This window comes from Streptomyces sp. P13-3-3, from assembly GCF_050571355.1.
Classification (GTDB): domain Bacteria; phylum Actinomycetota; class Actinomycetes; order Streptomycetales; family Streptomycetaceae; genus Streptomyces; species Streptomyces althioticus.
This window is the reverse complement of record NZ_CP192228.1, coordinates 2,319,466-2,346,007: the sequence shown is the minus strand read 5'-3', so window position 1 is coordinate 2,346,007 and position 26,542 is coordinate 2,319,466. Positions and strand designations below refer to the sequence as shown.

The window sequence follows — 26,542 nt, the reverse complement described above, 5'->3', positions numbered from 1 at the left end:
GCACCCGCAGACCGCCCCAAGCCACCTCCAGGGGCGCGGGGAACGGCGCGCCAAGCCCCCGCCGGCCCGCACCCACAGGCCGCCCCAAGCCACCTCCAGGGGCGCGGGGAACTGCGCGCCAAGCCCCCACCGACCCGCACCCACAGGCCGACCGAAGGCACCTCCAGGGGCGCGGGGAACTGCGCAACCACCCCGACACCCCCCGTACCCTTGCCCCACGTGAGACGCAGACGCACCCCCACCCCTCCCCCACCCCTGCCGCAACGCGACGGCGTGGACCCGGTCCGGGTACGTCTCCCCGCAGGCGGCCCCGGCGCGACAGTCCGCGAGCACCTGGTCCGACGCCTCTCCGCACCCCCCGCCCAGCTCGACGCCATGTTCACCGCAGGCGAGATCGTCGGCGCCGACGGCCGCCCCGTCCCCCCGGACACCCCCTACGCCCCCGGCCTCACCGTGTGGTTCCACCGCGACATGCCGGAGGAACCCCCCGTCCCCTTCCCCCTGCACGTGGTGCACCAGGACGACCACCTCGTCGTCGCGGACAAACCCCACTTCCTGGCCACCACCCCCCGCGGCAGCCACGTACGCCAGACCACCCTCGCCCGCCTCCGCCACGAACTCGGCCTCCCGCACCTGACGGCCGCGCACCGCCTGGACCGCCTCACGGCGGGACTGGTGCTGTTCACCGTGCGCCCCGAGGAGCGCGGCGCGTACCAGACGCTGTTCCGCGACCGCCGGGTCCACAAGGAGTACGAGGCCGTCGCCCCCTACGACCCGGCCCTGGACCTCCCCCGCACCGTCCGCAGCCGGATCGTCAAGGAACGCGGGGAGCTGACCGCACGCGAGGTCGAGGGCGAACCGAACGCGGAGACCCGGGTGGCGCTGCTCGCGCACCGGGAGGACGGCCTGGCCCGGTACCGGCTGGTGCCCGGCACCGGCCAGACCCACCAGCTGCGGGTGCACATGAACGCCCTGGGCGTACCAATCCTGGGCGACCCCCTCTACCCCGAGGTGACCGCCCCGGTCCCGGCCGGCGACTTCCGGCGCCCGCTGCAACTGCTGGCGCGGGAACTGGCGTTCACGGACCCGGTGACGGGTGCGGAACGCCGGTTCACCAGCGGCCGGGCGCTCGAGGCGTGGACCTCGTACGGCACCTGGGCGGCGGATCAGTAGCCGCGCCACCACCGCAGGAACCGCTGCCAGGCCCCCTTGGGCGGCTCGGGCGGCGCGAGCGGAGGCGGCACGGGCACGGCGGCCGGGACGGGCCCGGCTTCCGGGCTTCCGCCGACGCCCGCACCCGGCGCACCAGCACCCACACCCGCACCCGTCACACCCGCGTCCGCACCCGTCAGCCCCGCCTCCGTACCCGGCGCGCCCACGTCCGCACGCCGCGCACCCGCGTCCGCACCCCCCGCGGAGCCACCCACGGAAGCCCGTGCGGGCGCGGGCGTCTCCGCCTGCCGGGGAACCCCGCCGATCTGCCAGTCGTACGCCGCGGGCACCCCCGCGCCGACCTCGTGGCTCGGCGCCTGCGTGATCTCCTGCTGGGGCCGCGGCGTGAAGTGCACCGGCAGGGACACCAGGTGGCGCGAGGCGATCGACTCGGTGAAGGCCAGCTCCTCCTCGTCGCAGCTCAGCTCCACGTCCGGCAGCCGCATCAGCAGGGCGTCGACGCCGATCTCGGCGATGACACGGCCGATGTCCTGGCCGGGGCACTCGTGGGTGCCGCCGCCGAACGCGAGGTGGGAGCGGTTGCCCTGCATGTCGGCGGTCGGGTCGGGGCGGACCCTCGGGTCGACGTTGGCCGGGGCGGGCGCGAACAGCAGCCCGTCGCCCTTGCGGATGCGCTGCCCGCCCAGCTCGGTGTCCTGCTTGGCGTAGTAGGCGAAGATGGTGCTGAACGGCGGTTCGTCCCAGAGGAGTTGCTCCACCGCCTGGGGCACGGTCATCTGGCCGCCGTTGAGCTGCGACCGGAAGCGCGGGTCGATGAGCACCTGGCGCAGCACGTTGGCGAGCAGGTTCGCCGTGGCCTCGTAGGCGGCGATCAGCACCACCCGCAGGTGCTGGCTGACCTCCTCGTCGGACAGCCCGGCCGGGTGGCCGACGAGGTGGCCGGTGAAGTCGTCCTGGGGTTCCTTCCGGCGGCGGGCGGTGAGGCGGTTCAGCGCCTCCATGACGTAGGCGTTGCTCGCGATGGCGGTCTCGGTGCCGCGGATCATGTCGCGGGCCGCCTGCACCATGCGGTCGTCGTACTCGTCGGGCATGCCGAGGACGTGGCACATCACCGCCATCGGGAGGTGCTCGGCGTAGTCGCTGACCAGATCCGCCTCGCCGGCCTCGCAGAACCGGTTGACGACCCGCTGGACGCTGCGGTTGACGTAGCGGCGCAGGCTGCGGAAGTCGGTGGCGGAGACGGCGGTGTCGATGGCGCCGCGCCAGCGCCGGTGCTGCTCGCCCTCGGTGTGGGCGCACATCGGCTGCCAGGCGATGTGCGGCATCAGCGGGTGGTCGGGCTTGACCAGGCCGTCGCGGAGGGCGGACCAGATGCGGCTGTCCTTGGTGAACTGAGCCGGACTGCGCACGAGTTGCTGGCTCTCGGCATGGCCGAGCACCACCCACAGCGGTACGTCGTCGTGGATGAGCACGGGCGCCACCGGGCCATGCTCCTCGCGCAGCTGCTCGTAGAGCCTCTTGAGGTCGTCCGACTCGTGGAGCCGGGCGAGTCCGCCGGGGCCCAGGCCGTGCGCGGGGCATCCGGGGGGCGGTCCGGGCCGGGCGTCGTCACCGGCCGGGAGGTCCGGCGTCTGGGAGTGGGATTCAGGCGTCACTGTGGTCGCTCCGGAAAGGGGGAAAGCCTAAAAGGTCCGTTGAGTGCGGGGAGGGCTCGCCCGTCAGGTGAGGGAGCCCGTCATCGCGAGCGAGTGCAGGAAGCGCATCAGCGTCATCAGCACGTCGCGGCTGGAGGCGCGGCGCCGCACGTCACAGTCCACGATCGGGATCATCTCGGACAGGTCGAGCGCGGCCCGCAGGTCGGCGATCGGGTAACGGGGAGCGTCCGGGAAGGAGTTGACGGCGACGACGAACGGCACGCCGCGTTCCTCCAGGCGGCCCATGACGTCGAAGCTGACCTCGAGGCGACGCGTGTCGACCAGCACGACCGCGCCGAGCGCGCCTTCGAACAGGCCGTTCCACAGGAACCAGAAGCGTTCCTGGCCCGGCGTGCCGAACAGGTACAGCACCAGCTCGTCGGTGATCTTGATGCGGCCGAAGTCCATGGCGACGGTGGTGGCCGTCTTGGACGCGGAGCCGTAGTTGTCGTCGACCCCGATGCCGGCCTGCGTCATGGTCTCCTCGGTGGTCAGCGGCTTGATCTCGCTGACCGAGCCGACCATGGTGGTCTTGCCGACCCCGAACCCGCCGACGATCACGATCTTCACCGCGGACTGCGCCGTGTGGGGCAGCTGGTCCTCGGCGCGTGGGCCCGGGATGGTGTCAGAGCCGTTGAAGTCCATGCATCACCGCTTCGAGAAGGGAACGGTCCGGGAGCGCCTTGCGGACGATCGGGGAACGCGCCTGGACCAGTTCCGCCGTCAGCAGTTCGGTGATCAGCACGGTCACCACGCTGAACGGCAGACTGAGATAGGCCGACAGCTCGGCCACGGACAGGGGGGCGACGCAGAGCCGGAGCAGCGCCGCCTGCTCGGGGGTGGCGGAGGGCGGGGGGTCGGGGGAACGCGCCACGATCAGCGTGACGAGGTCGATGTCGGCGCGCTTGCCGTCCGGCCCCGCGACGACGTACAGCCGCTCCGGGTTGCCGCCCTCGCCCTCCTTCCGGGCCGGGGCGGCCGGCTGTGCGGGAGTGCCCTGCCCGGGAGTGCGCCTCTGGCGTTGGGGAGGAGTCATACGGTCTGCCCGTTCCGTCGGGGCGGACTGGTCAGATGGGCGCCGATGCGGACGACGAGGTCGCGCATCATGCCGCCCATGCGGCCGGGTTCGCAGGTCATGTCGGAGAGCACCGCGAGGTAGGCGTTGGCGCCGGCCGCCATCAGGTAGAAGTAGCCCTCGTCGATCTCGATGAGCACCATCTTCATCTCGCCGTCTCCGTGGGGGAGTTCCTGCGCGACGGCGGCGGCGAGGCTCTGCACGCCGGCGCAGGCGGCGGCGACCCGGTCGGCCGCGTCCGGCTCTCCGCCGTAGCGGGCGATGCGCAGGCCGTCGGCGGAGAGCACCACGATCATCTCGACGCCGGGTACGCCGTCGGCGAGCTCCTTGAGCATCCAGTCGAAGTTGGCTCGTTGCTGAATCACTTGAGGTCCCCCTCGTCCTCGGCCTCGGTGCGGGCCGGTTCGTTGATGAGATGCAGGTAGGCGGTCGGGTTCCGGGTGAAGTCGGTGGGGTGGACGTCGGGGTCGAGGTCCTTCTTCAGTCCCTCCCAGAAGGCGTCGACCCACAGCCCGGGTTCGCGGTCGTTCTGCTGCTTCTTCTTCTCGGGCGCGGCCGCGGCCCAGATGTCGTGGTACTCCTCGCCGCGCTCCTTGGCCTCGCGCTCGGCGCGCTCGGCGGCGGCCTGCTCGGCGTAGCGCTGGGCGAGCGGCGTCCTGACGCGGCTGCGGCGCTGCGGGAGACCGCCCGCGGTCCACTCGGTGACCTCGGGGACGTCGTCCTCCACGGCGGCCGACTCGGGGATGCGGGGGCTGGTGGGGCGGCGGGTCTTGGGGGCGCGCTGGGGGCCGGGGAGGGCGTCGACGGGGCGGGGCACGGCGGTGGCGCCGATGCCGTGGGCGAGGCCGACGCCGGGCTGGTCGGTGATCATCTCGCTGGGGACGACCAGGACGGCGCGGACGCCGCCGTAGGCGGAGGCGCGCAACGACACCTGCATGTTGAACTGGGTGCACAGGCGGCCGACGACGGCGAGGCCGAGGCGCGGGTTGCCGCCGATCTCCTGGAGGTCGACGCCGCGCTGGGCGCGGTCGAGGATGCCCTCGATGCGGGCGCGGGCCTGCTCGTCGAGGCTGACGCCGGCGTCCTCGATCTCGATGGCGACGCCGGTCTGCACCTCGGTGGCGGTGACGCTGACCTTGCTGGTGGGCGGCGAGTAGCGGGTGGCGTTGTCGAGGAGTTCGGCGGCGGCGTGGATGACCGGCTCGACGTAGATGCCCTTGATGTTGATCTTCGCGATCGACTTCAGGTCGATGCGGCGGTACTCGAGGATGCGGGACATGGCGCCGCGCAGCACGCTGTAGAGCGCGACCGGCTTGGGCCACTGGCGTCCCGGGCGGCCGCCGCCGAGGACGGAGATGGAGTCGGCGAGGCGGCCGATCAGCGCGGTGCCGTGGTCGATGCGCAGGAGGTCGTCGAAGACCTCGGGGTTGCGGCCGTGGTCCTCCTCCATCTCCCTCAGTTCCTTGGCCTGCTGGTGGACGATGGCCTGGACGCGGCGGGCGATGGAGACGAAGGAACGCTGCGAGGAGTCACGCAGGTTCTCCTCGTCGTCGATGATCTTGAGGACCGTGCGCAGCAGCACCTGCTGGTACTTGGGGAGGTCCCGCCAGGACGGGTTGAGCCGCGGCAGGGCGCGCATCACCTCGTCCGGTTCGTTGCCGGCGTGCAGATGGTTCAGGCAGACGGGGAAGACCTGCTGGATGAAGTACTCGGTCTCCGTGTCGTGGGCGGCGATCCGCGCCTCCAGATACGCACGGTGACGCTCGTGCTCGGCGCGCGCCTCCCGCAGTAGACGGCCGCGGCGCACCGCCTCGGTCGCGGCGGCGGCCACCAGCAGGGTCGCTACGGCACCGCACACGCCGACGGCGATCCGGGCGGGCTCCGTCACCAGGGCGACGGCGGCTCCGGTCGCCGCGGCCATCACTATGGCCGGCAGCAACAGCACGCGTGCGTAAGGAAGTTGGACACTCGCCATGTGAGCCCTCTGAAGCGTATCGACTGACGGTCGGGAACGTACACATAAGGGAACAGGCGCACGAATTCATCTCAACTCGGTGCGCTGCGGGCGAGCTTAGTCCGACGGGATCATCGCCATGTCATATTCAGCATCTGCCGGAAACGGCCCCCGGGGCAGGAGTACGCTCGGGGCCATTTGCACGGTCCGGAACAATTCGAACACGGTGTGTCACGGCGCACAGGCGTGCGGCGGCCACTCACCGTCACGGGTGAACCGGACCCTCGGAGCGGCGGCCCACGGTCTCCCGGAGACTTCCCATCTCTTCCCGCGTACGCGGCGGGTGATGCGGCCGCACGAGAGCGCGCACAGTGCAGAAGCCCGGCGCGCGGGGGGCGCACCGGGCTTCCGGAGAGAGGGTCGAGCGGGGTCAGCCCACGGACGAGTAGGCCACCACCCCGCGCAGCAGACCGTCCACGGCCTTACGGGCGTTCTTCGCGACCGTGGAACCCTCGGCGACCGGGGCCGCCGCGGAGATCTGCCCCAGCACGTCGATGACCTGCTTGCACCAGCGCACGAAGTCGCCGGCCGGCATCTCCGCCTCGCGCAGCACCTCGTCCAGACCCTTGCCCGAGGCCCACATGTAGGCGGCCCAGGCGAAGCCGAGGTCGGGCTCACGCTGGCCCACACCCTCGGTCTGGCTGATCCGGAAGTCCTCCTCCAGCGCGTCCAGCCGGCCCCAGATGCGGACCATCTCGCCGAGCGCCGCCTTCGCCTTGCCCGAGGGCAGCTTGGGCGCCGTCGCGTCGTCGGCCACCCGCGACTCGTACACCAGCGCCGAGACGCACGCGGCGAGCTCGGCGGGGCCGAGGCCCTCCCAGACCCGCTCGCGCAGGCACTCGCTGGCCAGCAGGTCGAGTTCGCCGTACAGCCGCGCCAGCCGCTTGCCGTGCTCGGTGACCTCGTCGCCGCGCAGGTAGTCCATCTCCGTCAGCAGCGCCACGATCCGGTCGAAGGTGCGGGCGATGGTGTTCGTCCGGCCCTCGATGCGCCGCTCCAGCTGCGAGGTGTCGCGCAGCAGCCGGTGGTAGCGCTCCGCCCAGCGGGCGTGGTCCTCCCGGTCCTGGCAGCCGTGGCACGGGTGCGCCCGCAGCGCCTTGCGCAGCCGCGCGATCTCCCGGTCGTCGGCGGCGGGGGCGCGGTTCTTGCGGTGCCGGTCCGGCACGATGTGGCCTGCCTTGGTGCGCAGCGCCGAGGCGAGGTCCCGGCGGGACTGCGGGGAGCGCGGGTTGAAGGACTTCGGGATCCGCATCCGCTCCAGCGCCTCCACGGGCACCGGGAAGTCGATCGACGCGAGCCGCTTCACCTGCCGCTCGGCGGTCAGCACCAGCGGGCGCGGACCGTCGTGGTACTCCACGCCCCGGTGGCCGTTGGTCCGGCCCGCGGGCAGCCCCGGGTCGAGCACCAGCGCCAGCCCCGCGTACTTGCCGGTGGGCACGTGGATGACGTCACCGGGCTTGAGCTTCTCCAGCGCGACGGCCGCCTCCGCGCGCCGCTGCGCGGTGCCCTGCCGGGCCAGCTCGTTCTCCCGGTCCTTCAGCTCACGGCGCAGCCGCGCGTACTCCTCGAAGTCGCCGAGGTGGCAGGTCATCGAGGCCTTGTAGCCCTCCAGACCCTCCTCGTTGCGCTGCACCTGGCGCGAGATGCCGACGACCGACTTGTCCGCCTGGAACTGCGCGAACGACGTCTCCAGCAGCTCCCGCGAGCGGTGCCGCCCGAACTGCTCGACCAGGTTGACCGCCATGTTGTACGACGGCCTGAAGCTGGAGCGCAGCGGATACGTGCGCGTGCCGGCCAGTCCCGCGAGGTGCTCGGGGTTCATCCCGCGCTGCCACAGCACCACGGCGTGGCCCTCGACGTCGATGCCCCGGCGGCCCGCCCGGCCGGTCAGCTGGGTGTACTCGCCGGGGGTGATGTCGGCGTGCTGCTCGCCGTTCCACTTGACGAGCTTCTCCAGCACCACCGAGCGCGCGGGCATGTTGATGCCCAGGGCCAGGGTCTCGGTCGCGAACACGGCCTTCACCAGACCGCGCACGAACAGCTCCTCGACGACCTCCTTGAAGGTCGGCAGCATGCCCGCGTGGTGCGCTGCTATGCCCCGCTCGAGACCCTCGAGCCACTCGTAGTAGCCGAGGACGTGCAGGTCCTCCGGCGGGATGGAGGCGGTCCGCTCCTCGACCAGGTCGCGGACCTGTGCCCGCGCCTCCTCGTCGTTGAGCCGCAGGCCCGCGTACAGGCACTGCTGCACCGCGGCCTCGCAGGCGGCCCGGCTGAAGATGAACGTGATGGCGGGCAGCAGGCCCTCGGCGTCGAGCCGCTCGATGACCTCCGGCCGGCCCGGCGTCCACACGCGCGAGCGCTGTCTGCGCTCCCGCTCGCGGTCCGCCTCCCGCATGCCGTTGCGGCCCCGGCGGCGGTCGCCCCAGGACGGGCGGCTCGCCTCCAGCCGGGCCATGCGCGTCAGGTCGGGGTTGACGGCCTTCTTCTGGCCCTCCCCCTCCTCGAACAGGTCGTACATCCGGCGGCCGGCCAGCACGTGCTGGAACAGCGGCACGGGCCGGTGCTCGGAGACGATCACCTCGGTGTCGCCGCGGACGGTGTCCAGCCAGTCGCCGAACTCCTCGGCGTTGGACACGGTCGCCGACAGGGAGACCAGCGTCACCGACTCCGGGAGGTGGATGATCACTTCCTCCCAGACGGCGCCCCGGAAGCGGTCGGAGAGGTAGTGCACCTCGTCCATCACCACGTAGCCGAGGCCGAGGAGGGTCTGCGAGCCGGCGTACAGCATGTTCCGCAGGACCTCGGTGGTCATCACGACCACGGGCGCCTCGGAGTTGACGCTGTTGTCACCGGTGAGCAGGCCCACCTTGTCCGTGCCGTAGCGGCGGCACAGGTCGGCGTACTTCTGGTTCGACAGCGCCTTGATGGGTGTCGTGTAGAAGCACTTCCTGCCCTCCTGGAGGGCGAGGTGGACGGCGAACTCGCCGACGATCGTCTTGCCGGATCCGGTGGGGGCGGCGACCAGCACGCCCTTCCCGGCCTCCAGGGCCCGGCAGGCCTCCACCTGGAAGGGGTCGAGGCCGAAGTCGTACATCTCGCGGAAGGAGGCGAGCGAGGTGGCCTGCTCGGCAGCGCGCCTGCGTGCTGCCGCGTACCGCTCGGCCGGTGAGAGGTCCTCTGTCATCGTGCTTTCGAGCGTACCGGGCCGCACCGACAACGTGACGATCATTATCCGGATCGGCCACGTGAGGTGCGGCGACGCCCGCTCAGGGGCCGACGACCCGGACCGCTCCCGGTACGCAGGTGGCGGTCAGCGGCAGCGGTCCGACGTACTCGCCGTCCGCGTAGCCGGTGACGTCCTCGGCGGCCAGCTCCACGCTCGCCGCCCGCATCACGGACACCACGGGGTGGTCGACGTGCGTGCCCTTGTAGACCCGCGGGAACACCCGCAGCAGCGTGGCCCGGCTGCACTCACCGACCACGGTGATGTCGAACAGCCCGTCGGTGAGGTCGGCGCCCGGACATATCCGCATGCCCCCGCCGTAGGACGGCCCGTTCCCCACGGCCACCAGCGTCGCCTCGACCTCGAGGACCTCGCCGCCGTCCAGGGTGATCCGGTACGGCAGCGGCCGGAGGGCGGCCAGCTCGGCGACCATCGCCACGTCGTACTTGAAGCGGCCGAGAGGGGCGCGCATCCGGTTGCCCCGGTCGTTGACCCGGGAGTCGAAGCCGGTGGCGAGCACGGCCCCGAACCAGCGGTCGCCGATCCGGCCGAGGTCGACGTCACGGGAGCGCCCGCTCTTGAGGGCGTCGGCGATCATCCGGCCGGCCGTGGCGGGTTCGCGCAGCGGCATGCCGAGCGCCCGGGCGAAGTCGTTGCCGGTACCCGCGGCCACCAGACCGAAGGGGGTGCCGGTGCCGACGACGGCCTGCAGGGCGAGGTTCGCCATGCCGTCGCCGCCGACGGCGATCAGGGCCCCGGTGCCCTCCTCGACGGCGGTGCGCGCCCGGGACAGCGCGTCCTCGGGGCCGTCGCCCGTCACGGTGCCGACGTGGAAGCCGGCGTCACGCAGCGCGGCGGCGGCCGTCCGCGCCGCGCGGGCGCCCCGGCCGCCGCCCGCGGTGGGGTTCACGAAGAGGGTGATCTCGCTGGTCACGGAGCGACCCTACGAGGTGCGGGACCGTCCTCAGGTCACGTCGTCATAACCGTTGACGCGGTCCCGGGAGGTCTGCTCGGGCAGCGCGGTGACCGGTTCGGCCGGTTCGACCGCTTCCGGGGTGTGGTCGAGTTCGGAGGCCTCGTCGTCGGAGGGGCCCTCGGACTCCTTGCGGGCGCGCCGTCTGTCGTTCATCAGCGAGAAGCCCACGGCGAAGAAGAACAGGACGATGATCGGCACGGACAGCGCGAGCATGCCCACCGGGTCCGTGGTGGGAGTCGCGACGGCGCCGAAGACGAAGACGCCCATGACGACACCGCGCCACCAGCCGAGCATCCGGCGGCCGGTGACGATGCCGACCATGTTCAGCATCACCAGCAGGAGCGGGAGCTCGAAGGCCAGGCCGAAGATCAGCACCATGCGGATGGTGAAGTCGAGGACCTCGTCGAGCGACAGGATGTTCGCCGACCCCCCGGGCGTGAGACTGAGCAGCACCTTGATGCTGACCGGGAGGATGACGTACGAGAGGAGGGCGCCGCCGGCGAACAGCGGCACCGCGGCCGCGGTGAAGACGTAGGTGTACTTCTTCTCGTGCCGGTGCAGACCGGGGGCGACGAAGGCCCACAGCTGGTAGAGCCAGACCGGGCTGGAGACGACCAGGCCCGCCATGAGGCTCACCTTGATCGTCGTGGTGAACGGCGACGTCAGCGTGTTGAACGACACGATGGCGCAGTTGCCGCCGTCGCTGTTCGTGAGGTCGTCGCACTTGGGCACCGGCTCGGCCAGGAACTGCATGAGCTGTTCGCTGTAGTAGGCCCCGACGATCGACACCACGACGATCGCGAGCACGGCCTTGGCCAGGCGGTTCCGCAGCTCACGCAGGTGTTCCACGAGAGGCATGCGCCCCTCGGGATCCCTCTGCTGTGTGCGGGCAGACTTGAGCAACCCACGTTCCCATCTCGTGCGGCGGGCCGGAGGTCACCGGCCCTGCGTCAGCGCTTGGTCGTGTCCGTCGGCTCGGTGACCGGGCGGGAGCTGGTCACGTCGCCGGGGGCGGCCTGGATGGTGCGCTGCGCCGGGGGCTGCTCGTCGGTCGCCGGCGGGTCGGCCGGAGCGGAGGACTTGTTGTCCTCCTTCATCGCCTTCGCCTCGCTCTTCAGGATGCGGGCGGACTTGCCGAGCGACCGCGCCATGTCGGGAAGCTTCTTCGCACCGAACAGCAGGATGATGACGACGAGGATCAGAATGATCTCGGTAGGTCCGAGCCGTCCCATAAGTCTTTACCTTCTCACCGAGGCGGGTGGGTGGGGGGCTGTCCGACCGGTCGGACATGCGTCCGAAGGACGGTGCAGACAGCGATCGTAACGCCCAGAGGTAAACGTCCGGCAATCCCTGTGCGTACTCCCGTCCGCGGCCCGTGCCTCGTTCCCCGGGCCGCGATCAGCAGCGTACCTGCCGGGCCCGGGCCGGTGACAGGGCGGCGACGACGGCCGTCCTGACGGCGGCGACCCGGGCGGCGCCGGCCACGGGTCACAGGGCTTCCGCCGAGCGGGCCGTGCTCGTCGCCGCGCGCTCCAGGTCGTCGGCGGCGCGGCCGATGCGCCGGGCGGAGTCCGCGACCTGCCTGCCGAGGCGCTCCGCCTCCACGAACACCCGGACGGCGAGCACTGCGAGCACCAGCAGCCCGAGGAATCCCAGGGCCACGGCGAACATCGGCCAGAACATGGGTCGAGCCTAGACGGTCGAGTGCAGCCGGAGCGTACGCACCCCGCCGCCGGTGAGCAGCTCGACGATCCGCTCCCCCGCCGGCTTGCGGACGGCGGCGCCGCACTCGGGGCAGGTGAAGGAGTAGAACGTGGTGCGGCTGCTGGCGCCGATGGCCAGCCGCAGCGCGCTCGCGGAGAGCTCGAAGCGCTCCCGGCAGTCCGGGCAGCCCGCCCGGAACATCACCGGGGCCACGTTCCTCATCCCGGCGAACGCGGACGCCGCCGTCATGCCCCGTGCCCCTGTGGTCGCCGACTCGCTCAAAGCCCTCGCTCCTGACTATCGTCCCGCCCGGTCATCCCGCCGCCCCGGCCCCGTCGTACGCCTCCAGCGCCTCGCGCGCCGCCCGGCGGGCGCTCTCGGCCAGCTCCCGCGGCTCCACGATGCGTCCGTCGCGGCCGAGCCGCAGCGCCAGCCGCTTGAGCGACGCGGGGTCGGGGGTGCGCAGGGTGATACGGAGACCGCCGTCGGGAAGCTCATCGGCGCTGTCGTGCGGGTAGTACTCGGCGACCCAGCGCCCGCCGGGACCGACCTCGACGATCACCTCCGGGTCCTCGGCCGCGGGCTGCACCAGCCCCTCGGACAGGTCGCGCAGCTCCACCTCGGGCGGCGCGGACGGCTCGTCGAGGATCTTGATCTCGGCGACCCGGTCGAGCCGGAAGGTGCGGCGCGCCTCGGAACGGCGGCACCACGCCTCGACGTACGTGTGCCCGACGCTGACCAGGCGGATGGGGTCGATCTCCCGCTCGGTGACCTCGTCGCGGGCGGGCGAGTAGTAGCGGATCCACAGCCGGCGGCGCTCGGCGATGGCCCGGTCGACGTCCGCGAAGACGCCGCCCTCGGACTCGAAGGTCACCGAGAGCCGGGAGCTGGCGCCGGCCGCCTCGCCTGCCGCGGTCTCCACCTTGGCGGTGGCCCGCAGCAGCGCCTGACGGTCGCTCTCGCGCAGCCCCGGCAGCGTGGCCACGGCGCGGGCGGCGACGAGCAGCGCGGTCGCCTCGTCGGCGGCCAGGCGCAGCGGCTCGGCCGCGTCGGCGCCGAGGGCGGCCGGGTTGTGCCACCAGATGCGCTCGCCGTCGGTGTCGATGTCCAGCAGGTCGCCGCCGCGGAAGCTGGTGCCGCACATGGGCAGCACGTCGAGGTCGGAGACCAGTTCGTCCTCGGTGATGCCGAAGGCGCGCGCCACGTCCTCGATGCGGGCGCCGGGACGCTCGCGCAGATACGTCACCAGGGACAGCATCCGCCGGGTCTGGTCGATGGCGTTCACGGGCCTGACCGGTTTGCCTGCCACGTTGTCGTCCGCTCCCCCTCAGCCCTTGGCCACGGCACGCAGCCGGTCCACCACGTCGGCCCGCAGTTCCTCGGGCTCCAGCACCACCACGTCGGGTCCGAACTCCACCAGCCAGGCGTCCAGTCCGTGCCCGTACGGGATCTCCAACTCGTCCCAGCCGCCGCCGAGTTCCCGGACCGAGGTGGCCTTGGCCCGGAGCGGGAAGCCGGCGTCGGAGCGCAGCCGGATGCGCGCGGAGCGGTCGGCGGTCTCCCCGGCCCAGCTCGCCACGGTCTCCCGTACGGTGACGACGTCCGGCACCGGCACGGTGAACCGGCCGGCGCGCGAGCGCACCTTGCCGGTGATCCGGGAGAGCCGGAAGACCCGCTCGGCGCCGCGGTCGCGGTCCCAGCCGGCCAGGTACCAGTGGCCGCGCCAGCACTCCAGCGCCCACGGCTCGACGTGCCGCTGCTCGGGCGTGGCGGCGTTGGCCTTGCGGTAGTCGAAGACGACCGGCCGGCGGTCGCGGCAGGCGAGCATCAGCGGCTCGAACGCGGCCTCGTGCACCGGGATGCGCGGCTCCAGCGCGCCGTGCGCGCCGTACGGGTCGACGTCCTCGGGGAGCCCGGCCGCCCGCAGCTTCTGCAGGGCGCCGGAGGCCGCGCCGGCCAGCCGGGCCTGCTGCCACACCTTGGCGGCGAGCCCGAGGGCGGCGGCCTCCTCGGCGTCCAGGGTGATGGCCGGCAGCCGGTTGCTGTCACGGCGGGCGAGGTAGCCCGTCTCGCCCTCGAGGTTCTCGACGGTCTCGATGACCAGTCCGAGTTCGCGCAGGTCGTCCTTGTCGCGCTCGAACATGCGGTTGAAGGAGTCGTCGGAGCCCGCCTCGAGGTACGCCTCGACGGACTCACGCAGTTCGCGCTTGGTGAGCGGCCGCCGCGTCCCGAGCAGACACAGCGCCAGGTTCATCAGCCGCTCGGCCTTGGCAATGGCCATCGACGCGCTTCGCCTCCCTATGGTGCTTACGACCGATGACCGTACCGCCCCGGGGTGGCGTGGTGAAAGCCGAGGGCCCGCGCCCGGACAGGCACGGACCCTCGGCGATCGACTCCGGTCGGATCAGACCCCGAGCAGGTCGACCACGAAGATCAGGGTCTCACCGGGCTTGATCGCCGGGGTGGGGCTCTGGTTGCCGTAGGCGAGGTGGGCCGGGATGGTCAGCTGGCGGCGGCCGCCGACCTTCATGCCCTGCACGCCCTGGTCCCAGCCCTTGATGACCCGGCCGCCGCCCAGCGGGAAGCGGAAGGGGGTGCCGCGGTTCCAGCTGGCGTCGAACTCCTCGCCGGTGCTGAAGGCGACGCCCACGTAGTGGACGGTGACGGTCTGGCCGGCCTTCGCCACCTCGCCGTCGCCCTCCCAGATGTCCTTGATCTCGAGGTCCGCCGGGGGCTCGCCGCCCGGGAAGTCGATCTCGGGCTTGTCGATGCTCACGTCTTCATGCTCCTGCTTGTCTGCGGAAAGGCGAACACGCACAGTCTTGCATCCCGGCGGGCGTCACAGCTTCGCGAGGATGTCCACGGAGAAGACCAGCGTGGAGTCCTTCTGGATGCCGCTGCCCTGCGGCGGGTTGTCGCCGTAGCCCAGCTCCGGCGGGATGACGATGAGGACGCGGCTGCCGACCTTCTTGCCGGTGAGGCCCTGCGCCCAGCCCTTGACGACCTGCTGGAGCGAGAAGGACGTCAGCTGGCCGCGGCCGTAGGTGGAGTCGAACTCCTTGCCCCCGTCCCACAGCACGCCCTTGTACTGGACCAGGACGCTGTCCTCGGCGCCGACCTTCTCGCCGTCGCCCTCGATGACGTAGTTCGCCACGAGCTTCTTCGGCGCGTCGGAGTCCGGCACCTCGATGGAGGGAGCCTTGCCGTCGGTGTTGGTGCCGACCTTCGGCAGGTCGATGTTGTCCTGGGCGACGTCGGTGCCCTTGGCGGAGCTCTTGGCGTTGAACGTGTCCTGCACGTCGACCACGAACACCAGCGTGTCGGTGCCCTTGATGCCCGCCTGCGCGTTGCCCTGCTCGCCGTAGCCCCAGGTGGGCGGGATCGCCATCTGGACGCGGCTGCCGGCCTTCTTCCCCACGAGCCCGTAGCGCCAGCCGTCGATGATCTGGCCCTGCGCGAGCTGGATGGCCAGGGGCTCCTTGCGGTCGTAGGAGTTGTCGAACACCTTGGCGGTGCTCCACACCTGGCCCAGGTAGTGGGCGACGACGAAGTCGTTCTCGGCGATCGTGCGCCCGCCGCCCGCGATGACCGTCTTGACCGCGAGGTCCTTGGAGGGGTCGCCGCTGCCCTTCGCCACGGTCGGCTTCTCGCCGAACTGGGTCCCGGCCGTGATCGCCGGCAGCGGACCCTCGACGATCTTCGGCGACGGCGCCGCCGACGCCTCGGACTCGGAAGGCGCGGCCGTTTCGCTGGCCTTGCCCGAGTCGGACTTGTCGTCGCCGCACGCGGCGAGGGTGGCCAGTCCAGCGGGAACGGCAATGAGAAGTGAGCGTCGGCGCACGGTGGGGGCCTCGTAATCATCGATCTTGTGGATGGCGTCCGCGCAACTCTACGGCGTGAGAAGGGCGCCGCACGGTGTAACGTACGGCGCCCGTGTGACGTTCCGGGTGTTTCGTCAACTCCCGGGGGACACGGCCTCTCACATGCCGGCGATCAGCTTCTCCACCCGCTCGTCCACCGAACGGAACGGGTCCTTGCACAACACGGTGCGCTGGGCCTGGTCGTTGAGCTTGAGGTGCACCCAGTCGACCGTGAAGTCACGGCGCTGCTCCTGGGCGCGCCGGATGAAGTCGCCGCGCAGCCGGGCCCGAGTGGTCTGCGGCGGCACGGACTTGCCCTCGAAGATCTTCAGGTCGTTGCAGATCCGGGCGGCTTGTCCCTTCTTCTCGAGCAGGTAGTACAGGCCACGACGGCGGTGGATGTCGTGGTAGGCGAGGTCTATCTGCGCGACCCGCGGGTGGGACATGGTCATGTTGTGCTTGGCGCGGTAGCGCTCGAGCAGCTTGTACTTCATGACCCAGTCGATCTCGGTGCCGATGCGGTCGAGGTCCTCGGACTCGATCGCGTCCAGCGTGCGGCCCCACAGCTCGAGCACCTGGTCGACGGTGCCGGTGCGGATCCCGCGGCGCTCGCAGAAGTCCACCGCCTTCTCGTAGTACTCGCGCTGCACCTCCAGCGCGGACGCCTCCCGGCCGCTGGCCAGGCGCACCTTGCGCCGGCCCGTGATGTCGTGGCTGACCTCGCGGATCGCCCGGATCGGGTTCTCCAGGGTGAGGTCGCGCATGACGGTGCCCGCCTCGATCATGCGCAGCACCAGGTCGGTGGCGCCGACCTTGAGCAGCATGGTCGTCTCGGACATGTTCGAGTCGCCGACGATGACGTGCAGCCGGCGGTAGCGCTCGGCGTCGGCGTGCGGCTCGTCCCGGGTGTTGATGATCGGCCGGGAGCGGGTCGTCGCCGAGGAGACGCCCTCCCAGATGTGCTCGGCCCGCTGGCTGACGCAGTAGACGGCGCCGCGCGGCGTCTGCAGCACCTTGCCGGCCCCGCACAGCAGCTGCCTCGTCACCAGGAACGGGATGAGGATGTCCGCGAGCCGGGAGAACTCCCCGTGCCGGGCGACGAGATAGTTCTCGTGGCACCCGTAGGAGTTGCCGGCCGAGTCGGTGTTGTTCTTGAAGAGGTAGACGTCGCCCGCGATTCCCTCCTCGTGCAGGCGTCGTTCGGCGTCCACCAGGAGTCCTTCGAGAATGCGCTCGCCGGCCTTGTCGTGGGTGACCAGTTCGGTCACGTTGTCACATTCCGGCGTTGCGTATTCCGGATGTGACCCCACGTCGAGATAGAGGCGGGCGCCGTTCCGCAGAAAGACATTGCTGCTTCGGCCCCATGACACGACACGGCGGAAGAGGTACCGCGCCACCTCGTCAGGCGACAGGCGGCGCTGTCCCCTGAACGTGCACGTGACGCCGTACTCGTTCTCCAGCCCGAAAATGCGGCGGTCCATGAGGGAACATTACGCCCGATCCTTCGAGCTGAAACGGGGTTCGACGGCACGGTTCGGATCATTTTCCGAACCGGCCGCGACAACCGCCGTCCTGGCCGGAACCGCCAATACCCTTCCGGTGGCGATCAAAACCAGCAGCGACACGCCGCCCGCCGCACCCGGTACGGCGAATCCCCAGAGCGCTCCGCCGGCCTCGACCACGGGACCGGTCACACCGGTGCCGAACGACGCGCCGACGGTGAAGGTGGTCACCAGCCAGGAGAACGCCTCGGTGACCGTCCCGCGGGGCGCGTGCCGGTCGACCAGCACGAACGCGCACGCGATCGCCGGGGCCAGGAACACCCCCGCGAGCACCATGAGCAGCGTCATCGCCACCGGCCCCGGCATCAGCATGAGCGGCAGGTAGAACACCGCCAGCAGCGCCACGATCACCTGGAGCCGCCGCGCGGGCTGCCCGGCCCACTGCCGCGCCCCGTAGGCGATGCCGCCGACCAGGGCGCCGAGCCCGATCCCGGCCATCATCCAGCCGTACACGGCGTCGCCGCCGTGGTCGTCGGAGTACGTCACCGCCGCCACCGTGATGGACCCCAGCGCCATGCCGACGGCCAGGAAGGCCGCGAGCAGCGCGATGAGCCCGGGTGAGCGCAGCGCCCCCAGCCAGTGCGCCTCGCGCGGGGCCGACCGCCAGGCCCGCGAGGGCGGCGAGACGACGACGGACAGGGCGCCCAGCACCCCGATGACGTTGAGCACGAGCAGCGCCGCCTGCGCCGACCACAGGGAGACGCACACCGTCACGAGCAGCGGCCCGACGGCGAACATCACCTCCTGGGCCACGGCGTCGAGGGCGTACGCCCGGTGCACGTGCTCCTCCTTGGGCAGCACCGAGGACCACAGCGCCCGCAGCCCACCCTCCAGCGGCGGCGTGAACAGCCCCGCCAGGGCGACGGCGGCGTACGCGACGACCAGCGACCCGGTCCCCGTGAAGGCGAACACGGCCATCGCCAGCGCCGACAGCAGCGCCGCCGGCAGCTGGACCCGGGGCTGCCCCTTCAGATCGACGAGCCGCCCCAGCACCGGCTGCCCCACGGCGTTGGCCACGCCGTACACCGCGGCGAGCACCCCCGCGAGGCTGTACGACCCGCCTTCCGCCCGTACGAACAGCACGATCGCGATCGGCGCGGTCGCGTTGGGCAGCCGTCCCACCAGCGTGCCCACGAGCAGCCGGGTGGCGTGCCGCGCCCGGAGGATGTCCAGGTAACCCGTCGCCATACCGGCCCTCTCACTGAAGTGTTACGTATAACTAAGCCCTCCATACGTACCATGACCGCTGTTCACCAGTCCAGATGAAGGAGCGCCGGTGCCCAGAGCCAGCACCCGCCCGACGAGCCGGGACGTCGCCCGGGAAGCAGGCGTCTCCCAGGCCGCGGTGTCGCTGGTGCTGGGCGACAAGTGGCGGGGCCGGGTCTCCGAGGCCACGGCGGAACGCGTCCGCGAGGCCGCCCGCACGCTGGGCTACCGCCCCAACCTGGCCGCCCGCAACCTGCGGCTGGGCCGCACGCGTACGGTCCTGCTGGTCGTGCCGGCCCTGACCACGGAGTTCTTCGCGGGCGTCTACACGGGCGCGGCCCGCGTGGCCTCCCGCCACGGCTTCGGCGTGGTGCTCTACCCCTCCCCCGAGGGCATCGGCCCGGCCCGCGACCCGTTCGCGTCCGCCCAGGCCGCGCTGGACGGCGTCATCGCGTCCTCGATGGCGGCGGAGGCGCTCACCGCCATCCGGGGCGACCAGCTTCCCCTCGTGATGCTGGACAGCGATCCTGCCGCCGCCGGGATCACGGTGAACCTCGACATCGCGGACGGGGTCCGCCAAGTGGCCGAGCACCTTCTCGGGCTGGGCCACCGCCACTTCCTGCACCTCGGCGCGGACGTGCCGTCCTGGACCTTCGAGGTCCGCGCACGGGAGCTGGAGGCGCGGCTCCGCCGCGTGCCGGGCACGTCCCTGCGCACGGCGCGCTCGCCGATCTCCATCAAGGTGGCGGAGGCGGCGGCGGAGACCGCGCTCGCCTCGGGGAACGGGGTGACGGCGGTCGTCTGCGACGACGACCAGCTGGCGGCGGGCGTCTACAAGGCGGCCCGCCGCCTGGGGCTGCGCGTCCCCGCGGACCTTTCCGTCACCGGGATGGACGACCTGGCGCTCGCCACGGCGATCGATCCGGAGCTGACCACTGTCCGGCTGGACGCGGAACTCTTCGGCGAACGGGGCATGCAGGCGCTGCTCGCCGTCCTGAACGGCGAACAGCCCTCCGACACGGACATCCCCGTCCACCTGGAGGTACGGGGTTCCACGACGCGGGTTCCGTGAGCACGGGGTTTGGGTGCGGGCGGGCGGTTATCGGCGCACCCGGCCCCGAAAGGCACCCGCGTTGATGCGGGCCGGGGGGTGTTCGCGCAACCCGGCGCTTACGGGGTGCCGCCGCGCCCACCCGTGCCGCCCCAGCGGCACGAATGCCCGCAGTTTGCGCGGCGTGTGCCCGCCACCGGTGGCGGTGTAGTCGCCCACGGCGGGGAGGGGACGGGGTGGGGGTGGGCGCCCGCAGCGGCTGGCGCGTCCGCGCCCTTCACGTGCAAGCACGCACTATCGCGCCAGACCGAGGACGACCACCCCCACCGCGGCCCCGCACCACCACCCCACCCTGGGCGCTACGTCAGCCCCCACGGACCGCAACCCTGCGCCGCAGGCGTCAGACCGCAACCCCTACCGGACGGAAACCCGCGCCGCAGGCGTCAGACCACAACCCCCACCGAACAGGAACCCGCGCCACAGGGCATCAGACCGCACCCCCACCGGACAGGAACCCACCCCGCAGGGCGTCAGGCCTCAGCAGCCCCCGGACAGCGACCTACTCCACGTCCCCGCCCGACAGCGTCTCCTCCGAGGACCCGCCAGCCGCCTCCAGGAGGCGAACCAACCGCCGCCCCTCAATCCGCTTGAACTTCCGCTTCTGCGGCCGCGTCCGGTCCAGCACAGCCACCTCCAGCCGCTCCGCGGGAATCTCCCGCTCGCTGCCGTTCGTGTCCCGCGACAACGCCTGGACCGCCAGCTTCAGCGCCTCCGCCAGCGTCATCCCGTCCCGGTGCCGCTGGTCGAGGTACCCGCTGATCTGTTCGGCGTTGCCCCCCACCGCCACCGAACCGTGCTCGTCCACGATCGACCCGTCGTGCGGCAGCCGGTAGATCTGGTCGTGCTCCGGGGTCTCCCCGACCTCGGCCACCACCAGTTCCACCTCGTACGGCTTCTCCCCCACGCTGGAGAAGATCGTGCCGAGCGTCTGCGCGTACACGTTCGCCAGGCCGCGCGCGGTGACGTCACCGCGGTCGTAGGTGTAACCCCGCAGATCGGCATACCGCACGCCACCGATCCGGAGATTCTCGTACTCGTTGTACTTGCCGGCCGCGGCGAACCCGATCCGGTCGTAGATCTCGCTGAACTTGTGCAGCGCACGGGACGGGTTCTCACCGACGAACACGATCCCGTCGGCGTACTGCAGCACGACCAGGCTGCGGCCTCGGGCGATGCCCTTGCGGGCGTACTCCGCCCGGTCCGCCATCGCCTGCTGAGGTGAGACATAGAACGGCGTCGACACCGGTTACCCGTCCCTTTCTGTCGAAGTCACTGGACCACCTGAACCCACCACCAGAACCCTGTTGTCAGAGCAACGAGGCCCGAGGACCGTCCGGCTGCTCCAGCCTGCGCTCCAGCACGGACCGGGCGATGTCGGACGACTCGTCCTCGGAGAGCCGGCGGTAGCCGTCCTCGGTGATCACAGTGACGATCGGATAGATCCGGCGCGCGACATCGGGACCACCGGTCGCCGAGTCGTCGTCCGCCGCGTCGTACAGCGCCTGCACCACCAGCGTGGTGGCCTCGGCCTCGCTCAGGTCGTCACGGAACAGCTTCTTCATCGCACCGCGCGCGAAGATCGACCCGGATCCGGTCGCGGCGAACCCGTGCTCCTCGGACCGTCCGCCGGTGACGTCGTAGGAAAAGATCCGGCCCTTCTCCCGGTCCACGTCGTACCCGGCGAACAGGGGGACCACGGCCAGGCCCTGCATGGCCATGCCCAGGTTCGAGCGGATCATCGTCGACAGCCGGTTGGCCTTGCCCTCCAGCGACAGCTGCGCGCCCTCGACCTTCTCGAAGTGCTCGAGCTCGAGCTGGAACAGCTTGACCATCTCCACGGCGAGGCCCGCCGTGCCGGCGATGCCGACCGCCGAGTACTCGTCGGCCGGGAACACCTTTTCGATGTCCCGCTGCGCGATCACGTTCCCCATGGTGGCCCGCCGGTCACCGGCGAGGACCACACCGCCGGGGAAGGTGACGGCCACGATGGTCGTGCCGTGCGGGGCCTCGATCACGCCCTGCACGGGCGGCAACGTCCTCCTGCCCGGCAGCAGCTCCGGCTGGTGCTCGGAGAGGAAGTCCATGAAGGAGGAGGAGCCCGGCGTCAGGAAGGCAGCCGGCAGACGCCCGGTGCCAGAAGTTTTGGCTTCCACGAAGTTCCTTCCAGGTAGGCAGCTGCCCGACGAACAGCGTCGGGATCATCTCCCAACTTGCCGATGGCCGAATTGCAGTTGAAGCACATTACGCCACGGACCCTACCCGCCCCACAGCAATGATCCACATTTACGACAACAGCTTCTGGAAGAGTCGGCGCCACCACCCGGAGCCACCGCCCGGAGCCGAGCGGACGCCGCCCGCGACCGGCCACAGGACCGGCCACGGACAGCGCCCTCTCCTCACCGCCTGCCGCGGTGACTGACCGCCTGCCGCGGTGACCGCCGAACCGGCGAAGCCGGTGAGGCTACTCTCCGCCCTTCTGCACGAAGGACCGCACGAAGTCCTCGGCATTGGCCTCGAGCACGTCGTCGATCTCGTCCAGGACGTCGTCCACGTCGTCGTTGAGCTTCTCGTGACGCTCCTTGAGGTCCTCCGAAGCCTGCGTCTCCGCCGCCTGCTCCTCGACCTCCTCGGTGGACCGCGTGGCCTTCTGCTGTCCGCCGCCGGTGTCCTTGGTCGCCATCACCCTCACCCCGCTCGGTTCGCCCGACACAGTTGCTCGGTCAAGATCAGACCCTACAAGCCGGGTCCGACAATGCCCCCGCAGTTGCTCCAACGTACGGGGACCACCTCGATGATTCCCGGACGGGCGGACTTCCACCCTGTCCGGCCGGTCCGTACCGGGTACTCGCAGGTACCCGGTACGGGCGCGCCTCACCCGCTCAGCCGCCGGAAAGCACCCTGACCAGGTCTTCCGCCGTCCGGCAGCGGTCCAGGAGCGCCTTGACGTGATTACGCGTTCCGCGAAGCGGTTCCAGGGTTGGGACCCGTTGGAGCGAGTCCCGGCCCGGCAGATCGAAGATCACCGAGTCCCAGGAGGCCGCCGCGACGTCGTCCGCGTACTGCTCCAGGCACCGCCCGCGGAAATAGGCGCGGGTGTCCTCCGGAGGCTGCGTACGCGCGCGCTCGACCTCGGCCTCGTCGAGCAGCCGCTTCATCCGTCCGCGGGCCACCAGACGGTTGTAGAGGCCCTTGTCGGGGCGTACGTCGGCGTACTGCAGGTCGACCAGGTGCAGCCGGGCCGCGTCCCAGTCGAGGCCGTCACGGCGCCGGTAGCCCTCCATGAGCTCCCGCTTGGCGACCCAGTCCAGCTCGCCGGCGAGGCTCATCGGGTCGTTCTCCAGCCGCGTGAGCGTGTCCTCCCAGCGGGCGAGGACGTCCTTGGTCTGTTCGTCGGCGTCGGCCCCGAAGCGCTCCTCGACGTACTTGCGGCCGAGCTCGTAGTACTCCATCTGGAGCTGCACGGCGGTCAGCGTCCGGCCGCTGCGGAGCGTGACGAGATGCTTCAGGGAGGGGTCGTGCGACACCTGGTGCAGGGTCCGCACCGGCTGGTCGACGGCCAGGTCCACCGCGATGAACCCGTCCTCGATCATGGACAGCACCAGCGCCGTCGTGCCGAGCTTGAGATAGGTCGAGATCTCGGAGAGGTTCGCGTCACCGATGATGACGTGCAGCCGCCGGTACTTCTCCGCGTCCGCGTGCGGCTCGTCGCGCGTGTTGATGATGGGGCGCTTCAGCGTGGTCTCGAGGCCGACCTCGACCTCGAAGTAGTCCGCACGCTGGCTGATCTGGAAGCCGTGCTCGTGACCGTCCTGGCCGATGCCGACGCGGCCGGCCCCGGTGAAGACCTGGCGGGAGACGAAGAACGGCGTCAGATGGCGCACGATGTCCGAGAAGGGGGTCTCCCGCTTCATCAGGTAGTTCTCGTGCGTGCCGTAGGACGCGCCCTTGTTGTCGGTGTTGTTCTTGTACAGGTGGATCGGCTGGGCGCCCGGAAGCTGCGCGGCCCGCTCCGCCGCCTCCGCCATGATCCGCTCGCCGGCCTTGTCCCACAGCACGGCGTCCCGCGGGTTGGTGACCTCGGGGGCGCTGTACTCCGGATGGGCGTGGTCGACGTAGAGCCGCGCGCCGTTGGTCAGGATGACGTTGGCCAGGCCGATGTCCTCGTCGGTGAGCTGGCTGGCGTCGGCCGTCTCCCGGGCGAGGTCGAAGCCTCGCGCGTCGCGCAGCGGATTCTCCTCCTCGAAGTCCCAGCGGGCCCGGCGGGCCCGGTGCATCGCCGCCGCGTAGGCGTTCACGATCTGGGACGAGGTGAGCATGGCATTGGCGTTGGGGTGGCCGGGGACGGAGATCCCGTACTCCGTCTCGATGCCCATTACTCGCCGTACGGTCATGCGGCCCTCCTTGCCCGGCGGCGTCCCCGGTCGGGGGCGCCGCAGTACCGCTGGCGCTCCGGTGCGTGTGCGGTGCCCGTCCCCGCACTGCGCGACTCGGCGGTACGGACGAGCCTAGAACGCCTTCGCCCTGGTGGGGAGATCATTTGCGTCATTGCTGTGCTCCAGCCGTGGCACCGAAAAGCAGTCGGCTGCGGGTACCCGTGGTGGGCACCCGCAGCCGCCCTCGCTTTTACAGGTACTGACCGGTGTTCGCCACCGTGTCGATGGAGCGTCCGGTGTCCGCGCCCTGCTTTCCGGTGATGAGGGTGCGGATGTAAACAATCCGCTCGCCCTTCTTTCCGGAGATCCGGGCCCAGTCGTCCGGGTTGGTGGTGTTGGGCAGGTCCTCGTTCTCCTTGAACTCGTCCACGCAGGCCTGGAGGAGGTGGGAGACGCGGAGACCCTTCTGGTTCTTCTCCAGGAAGTCCTTGATCGCCATCTTCTTGGCGCGGCCCACGATGTTCTCGATCATGGCACCGGAATTGAAGTCCTTGAAGTAAAGAACTTCCTTGTCGCCGTTGGCGTAGGTGACTTCCAGGAAGCGGTTCTCCTCCGATTCCGCGTACATCTGTTCCACGGCGGTCTGGATCATGCTCTGGACCGTCATGGACTTGTCGCCGCCGTGCTCGGCGAGGTCGTCGCCGTGCAGCGGGAGGCGTTCGGTGAGGTACTTGCCGAAGATGTCCTTGGCCGCCTCGGCGTCCGGACGCTCGATCTTGATCTTCACGTCCAGCCGGCCGGGACGCAGGATGGCGGGGTCGATCATGTCCTCACGGTTGGAGGCGCCGATCACGACCACGTTCTGCAGGCCCTCCACACCGTCGATCTCGGCGAGCAGCTGCGGGACGATGGTGTTCTCCACGTCCGAGCTGACACCGGAGCCACGGGTGCGGAAGAGGGACTCCATCTCGTCGAAGAAGACGATGACGGGCGTGCCCTCGCTGGCCTTCTCACGCGCACGCTGGAAGACCAGGCGGATCTGCCGCTCGGTCTCGCCGACGTACTTGTTCAGCAGCTCGGGGCCCTTGATGTTCAGGAAGAAGCTCTTGCCCGCGGCGACACCGGTGACCTCGGCGACCTTCTTGGCCAGCGAGTTCGCCACGGCCTTGGCGATGAGCGTCTTTCCGCAGCCGGGGGGTCCGTACAGCAGCACGCCCTTCGGCGGCCGCAGCTCGTGCTCCTTGAACAGGTCCGGGTAGAGGTACGGCAGCTCGACCGCGTCGCGGATGGCCTCGATCTGGCCGCCGAGGCCGCCGATCTGCTCGTAACCGATGTCGGGGACTTCCTCGAGGACGAGTTCCTCGACCTCGCTCTTCGGGACCACCTCGTAGACGTAGCCGGAGCGGGGCTCCAGCAGCAGGGCGTCGCCGGGACGGATGGTGACGTCCAGCAGCGGCTCGGCGAGCCGCACCACCCGTTCCTCGTCGGTGTGGCCCAGGACCAGGGCGCGCTCGCCGTCCTCGAGGATCTCCTTGAGGGTGACGATCTCGCCCACGCGCTCGAACTCCATGGCCTCGACCACGTTGAGCGCTTCGTTGAGCATCACTTCCTGGCCGCGCCGGAGCTCCTCCAGCTCGACGTTCGGGCTGACGTTCACCCGGAGCTTGCGGCCGCCGGTGAAGATGTCGGCCGTGCCGTCCTCGTTCGCCGTGAGGAAGACACCGAAGCCGGCCGGGGGCTGCGCGAGCCGGTCGACCTCCTCCTTGAGGGCCACGATCTGGTCGCGGGCCTCACGGAGGGTGCTCGCCAGCCGTTCGTTCTGGGCGGACACGCCGGCCAGGTTGGTCTGCAGCTCGACGATCCGCTCTTCGAGAATTCTCGTGTGCCGCGGAGAGTCGGCGAGCTTGCGTCGCAGGACGGCGATCTCCTGCTCAAGGTAGGCGATCTGCCCGGCCGGGTCGTCGGACCCGCGTCCCGGGCGGATGCCGCGGTTCATGTCGTCGTCGTGGGCTGCCACGGTCCTCACCTCCTCCAAGGGGAGCTGGACGCTTCCAGACCCTACCTGGGCGGGTGTCGATTGAAACCCCTAGATCACAAAGACGGTCGGGGTGTGTCCGATCTTCACCCTTGCGCTCTCCCTCACGCCAGGGGAATACCCATCGAGAATGATCGGAACCCAGTCGGCGTTAGGGTCGACGTGTTCAACACCCGTCAGAGCTGGCCGGATTCCCGCCCGGCTCGGCGGAACCCGACGGCAGGAGAGACGATCGTGCAGCAGCAGGCCGCAACCGGCGCCGAGGCCCTGGAGGTCTGGATCGACCAGGATCTGTGTACCGGCGACGGCATCTGCGCCCAGTACGCGCCCGAGGTGTTCGAGCTGGACATCGACGGTCTGGCGTACGTGAAGAACGCGCAGGACGAGCTGCTCCAGGACAAGGGCGCGGCAACGCCCGTCCCGCTGCCGCTCCTCACCGACGTCGTCGACTCCGCGAAGGAGTGCCCCGGCGAGTGCATCCACGTGCGGCGCGTTTCGGACAGCGTCGAGGTGTACGGGCCCGAAGCGGGGTGACC

The 26,542-nt window shown here is 70.8% G+C and carries 25 protein-coding genes and 1 pseudogene; 3 read left to right on the top strand and 23 right to left on the bottom strand.

Going from position 1 to position 26,542, the window contains the following annotated elements:
- Positions 1 to 219 precede the first annotated feature (219 nt).
- Positions 220 to 1,173 carry an RluA family pseudouridine synthase gene (locus ACQZOG_RS10605; RefSeq protein ID WP_354792765.1) on the top strand — a complete coding sequence of 318 codons (954 nt, stop codon included), beginning with the start codon at positions 220 to 222 and terminating at the stop codon, positions 1,171 to 1,173.
- Here the strand turns inward: ACQZOG_RS10605 and ACQZOG_RS10600 are convergent.
- The 17 genes from ACQZOG_RS10600 to ACQZOG_RS10520 form a co-directional block, all read right to left on the bottom strand.
- Positions 1,167 to 2,828, bottom strand: a complete 1,662-nt coding sequence (locus tag ACQZOG_RS10600) for a cytochrome P450 (protein ID WP_406717466.1) — start codon at positions 2,826 to 2,828, stop codon at positions 1,167 to 1,169. The two genes, ACQZOG_RS10605 and ACQZOG_RS10600, sit on opposite strands and share 7 nt — an antisense overlap.
- Positions 2,829 to 2,891: 63 nt before the next feature.
- Positions 2,892 to 3,512 (bottom strand): GTP-binding protein, encoded by a 621-nt coding sequence (locus ACQZOG_RS10595; RefSeq protein WP_033274981.1) that lies wholly within the window; start codon positions 3,510 to 3,512, stop codon positions 2,892 to 2,894.
- Positions 3,493 to 3,903, bottom strand: a complete 411-nt coding sequence (locus tag ACQZOG_RS10590) for a DUF742 domain-containing protein (protein WP_033274980.1) — start codon at positions 3,901 to 3,903, stop codon at positions 3,493 to 3,495. The genes ACQZOG_RS10595 and ACQZOG_RS10590 overlap by 20 nt, the downstream gene beginning before the upstream one ends.
- Complete coding sequence (locus ACQZOG_RS10585; RefSeq protein WP_006132309.1) at positions 3,900 to 4,307, bottom strand: roadblock/LC7 domain-containing protein; 408 nt, start codon at positions 4,305 to 4,307, stop codon at positions 3,900 to 3,902. The genes ACQZOG_RS10590 and ACQZOG_RS10585 overlap by 4 nt, the downstream gene beginning before the upstream one ends.
- Positions 4,304 to 5,917: a sensor histidine kinase gene (locus ACQZOG_RS10580; protein ID WP_193456727.1), complete on the bottom strand. Its 1,614-nt coding sequence runs from the start codon at positions 5,915 to 5,917 to the stop codon at positions 4,304 to 4,306. The genes ACQZOG_RS10585 and ACQZOG_RS10580 overlap by 4 nt, the downstream gene beginning before the upstream one ends.
- A gap of 409 nt (positions 5,918 to 6,326) precedes the next feature.
- On the bottom strand, positions 6,327 to 9,185 hold the full coding sequence (locus ACQZOG_RS10575; RefSeq protein WP_033274979.1) for a DEAD/DEAH box helicase: 2,859 nt from the start codon (positions 9,183 to 9,185) through the stop codon (positions 6,327 to 6,329).
- A gap of 37 nt (positions 9,186 to 9,222) precedes the next feature.
- Complete coding sequence (locus tag ACQZOG_RS10570; protein ID WP_033274978.1) at positions 9,223 to 10,113, bottom strand: diacylglycerol kinase; 891 nt, start codon at positions 10,111 to 10,113, stop codon at positions 9,223 to 9,225.
- 30 nt (positions 10,114 to 10,143) lie between these two features.
- Complete coding sequence (gene tatC / locus ACQZOG_RS10565; protein WP_051724512.1) at positions 10,144 to 11,013, bottom strand: twin-arginine translocase subunit TatC; 870 nt, start codon at positions 11,011 to 11,013, stop codon at positions 10,144 to 10,146.
- A 92-nt stretch (positions 11,014 to 11,105) separates the two neighbouring features.
- Positions 11,106 to 11,387 carry a Sec-independent protein translocase subunit TatA gene (tatA, locus tag ACQZOG_RS10560; RefSeq protein WP_033274976.1) on the bottom strand — a complete coding sequence of 94 codons (282 nt, stop codon included), beginning with the start codon at positions 11,385 to 11,387 and terminating at the stop codon, positions 11,106 to 11,108.
- A 256-nt stretch (positions 11,388 to 11,643) separates the two neighbouring features.
- Positions 11,644 to 11,838, bottom strand: coding sequence for a hypothetical protein (locus ACQZOG_RS10555; protein WP_033274975.1), 195 nt, complete (start codon positions 11,836 to 11,838; stop codon positions 11,644 to 11,646).
- Between the two features lie 9 nt (positions 11,839 to 11,847).
- Positions 11,848 to 12,108: a hypothetical protein gene (locus ACQZOG_RS10550; RefSeq protein WP_033274974.1), complete on the bottom strand. Its 261-nt coding sequence runs from the start codon at positions 12,106 to 12,108 to the stop codon at positions 11,848 to 11,850.
- 64 nt (positions 12,109 to 12,172) lie between these two features.
- Complete coding sequence (locus tag ACQZOG_RS10545; RefSeq protein WP_106963246.1) at positions 12,173 to 13,168, bottom strand: helix-turn-helix transcriptional regulator; 996 nt, start codon at positions 13,166 to 13,168, stop codon at positions 12,173 to 12,175.
- Between the two features lie 18 nt (positions 13,169 to 13,186).
- On the bottom strand, positions 13,187 to 14,140 hold the full coding sequence (locus ACQZOG_RS10540; RefSeq protein ID WP_193456732.1) for a helix-turn-helix transcriptional regulator: 954 nt from the start codon (positions 14,138 to 14,140) through the stop codon (positions 13,187 to 13,189).
- A 123-nt stretch (positions 14,141 to 14,263) separates the two neighbouring features.
- Positions 14,264 to 14,635: an FKBP-type peptidyl-prolyl cis-trans isomerase gene (locus tag ACQZOG_RS10535; protein ID WP_006132299.1), complete on the bottom strand. Its 372-nt coding sequence runs from the start codon at positions 14,633 to 14,635 to the stop codon at positions 14,264 to 14,266.
- A gap of 63 nt (positions 14,636 to 14,698) precedes the next feature.
- Positions 14,699 to 15,700 (bottom strand): FKBP-type peptidyl-prolyl cis-trans isomerase, encoded by a 1,002-nt coding sequence (locus ACQZOG_RS10530; RefSeq protein WP_058915793.1) that lies wholly within the window; start codon positions 15,698 to 15,700, stop codon positions 14,699 to 14,701.
- A gap of 138 nt (positions 15,701 to 15,838) precedes the next feature.
- Positions 15,839 to 17,200, bottom strand: coding sequence for a Pup--protein ligase (gene pafA / locus ACQZOG_RS10525; RefSeq protein ID WP_033274970.1), 1,362 nt, complete (start codon positions 17,198 to 17,200; stop codon positions 15,839 to 15,841).
- A gap of 9 nt (positions 17,201 to 17,209) precedes the next feature.
- Complete coding sequence (locus ACQZOG_RS10520) at positions 17,210 to 18,469, bottom strand: MFS transporter (RefSeq protein WP_033274969.1); 1,260 nt, start codon at positions 18,467 to 18,469, stop codon at positions 17,210 to 17,212.
- An 88-nt stretch (positions 18,470 to 18,557) separates the two neighbouring features.
- Here ACQZOG_RS10520 and ACQZOG_RS10515 point away from each other — a divergent pair, with 88 nt between their 5' ends.
- Positions 18,558 to 19,559, top strand: a complete 1,002-nt coding sequence (locus ACQZOG_RS10515; RefSeq protein ID WP_058915794.1) for a LacI family DNA-binding transcriptional regulator — start codon at positions 18,558 to 18,560, stop codon at positions 19,557 to 19,559.
- A gap of 538 nt (positions 19,560 to 20,097) precedes the next feature.
- On the opposite strand, the gene prcA is transcribed toward ACQZOG_RS10515, so the two are convergent.
- The 6 genes and pseudogenes from prcA to arc all read right to left on the bottom strand — a co-directional run bounded on the left by prcA (position 20,098) and on the right by arc (position 25,988).
- Positions 20,098 to 20,841 carry a proteasome subunit alpha gene (prcA, locus tag ACQZOG_RS10510; RefSeq protein WP_026243492.1) on the bottom strand — a complete coding sequence of 248 codons (744 nt, stop codon included), beginning with the start codon at positions 20,839 to 20,841 and terminating at the stop codon, positions 20,098 to 20,100.
- Positions 20,842 to 20,905: 64 nt separating this feature from the next.
- Positions 20,906 to 21,751, bottom strand: coding sequence for a proteasome subunit beta (gene prcB / locus ACQZOG_RS10505; protein WP_033276690.1), 846 nt, complete (start codon positions 21,749 to 21,751; stop codon positions 20,906 to 20,908).
- Positions 21,703 to 21,894: pseudogene (locus tag ACQZOG_RS10500) on the bottom strand (endonuclease domain-containing protein); the annotation flags it as partial. The pseudogene ACQZOG_RS10500 and the gene prcB, both read right to left, overlap by 49 nt.
- Before the next feature lie 165 nt (positions 21,895 to 22,059).
- Positions 22,060 to 22,278: a ubiquitin-like protein Pup gene (locus ACQZOG_RS10495; RefSeq protein ID WP_033276691.1), complete on the bottom strand. Its 219-nt coding sequence runs from the start codon at positions 22,276 to 22,278 to the stop codon at positions 22,060 to 22,062.
- A gap of 199 nt (positions 22,279 to 22,477) precedes the next feature.
- Positions 22,478 to 23,989, bottom strand: a complete 1,512-nt coding sequence (gene dop, locus ACQZOG_RS10490; protein ID WP_203587680.1) for a depupylase/deamidase Dop — start codon at positions 23,987 to 23,989, stop codon at positions 22,478 to 22,480.
- Positions 23,990 to 24,221: 232 nt separating this feature from the next.
- Complete coding sequence (gene arc / locus ACQZOG_RS10485) at positions 24,222 to 25,988, bottom strand: proteasome ATPase (protein WP_033276693.1); 1,767 nt, start codon at positions 25,986 to 25,988, stop codon at positions 24,222 to 24,224.
- A 252-nt stretch (positions 25,989 to 26,240) separates the two neighbouring features.
- Here arc and ACQZOG_RS10480 point away from each other — a divergent pair, with 252 nt between their 5' ends.
- Positions 26,241 to 26,540, top strand: a complete 300-nt coding sequence (locus tag ACQZOG_RS10480; protein ID WP_033276694.1) for a ferredoxin — start codon at positions 26,241 to 26,243, stop codon at positions 26,538 to 26,540.
- Positions 26,541 to 26,542 lie beyond the last annotated feature (2 nt).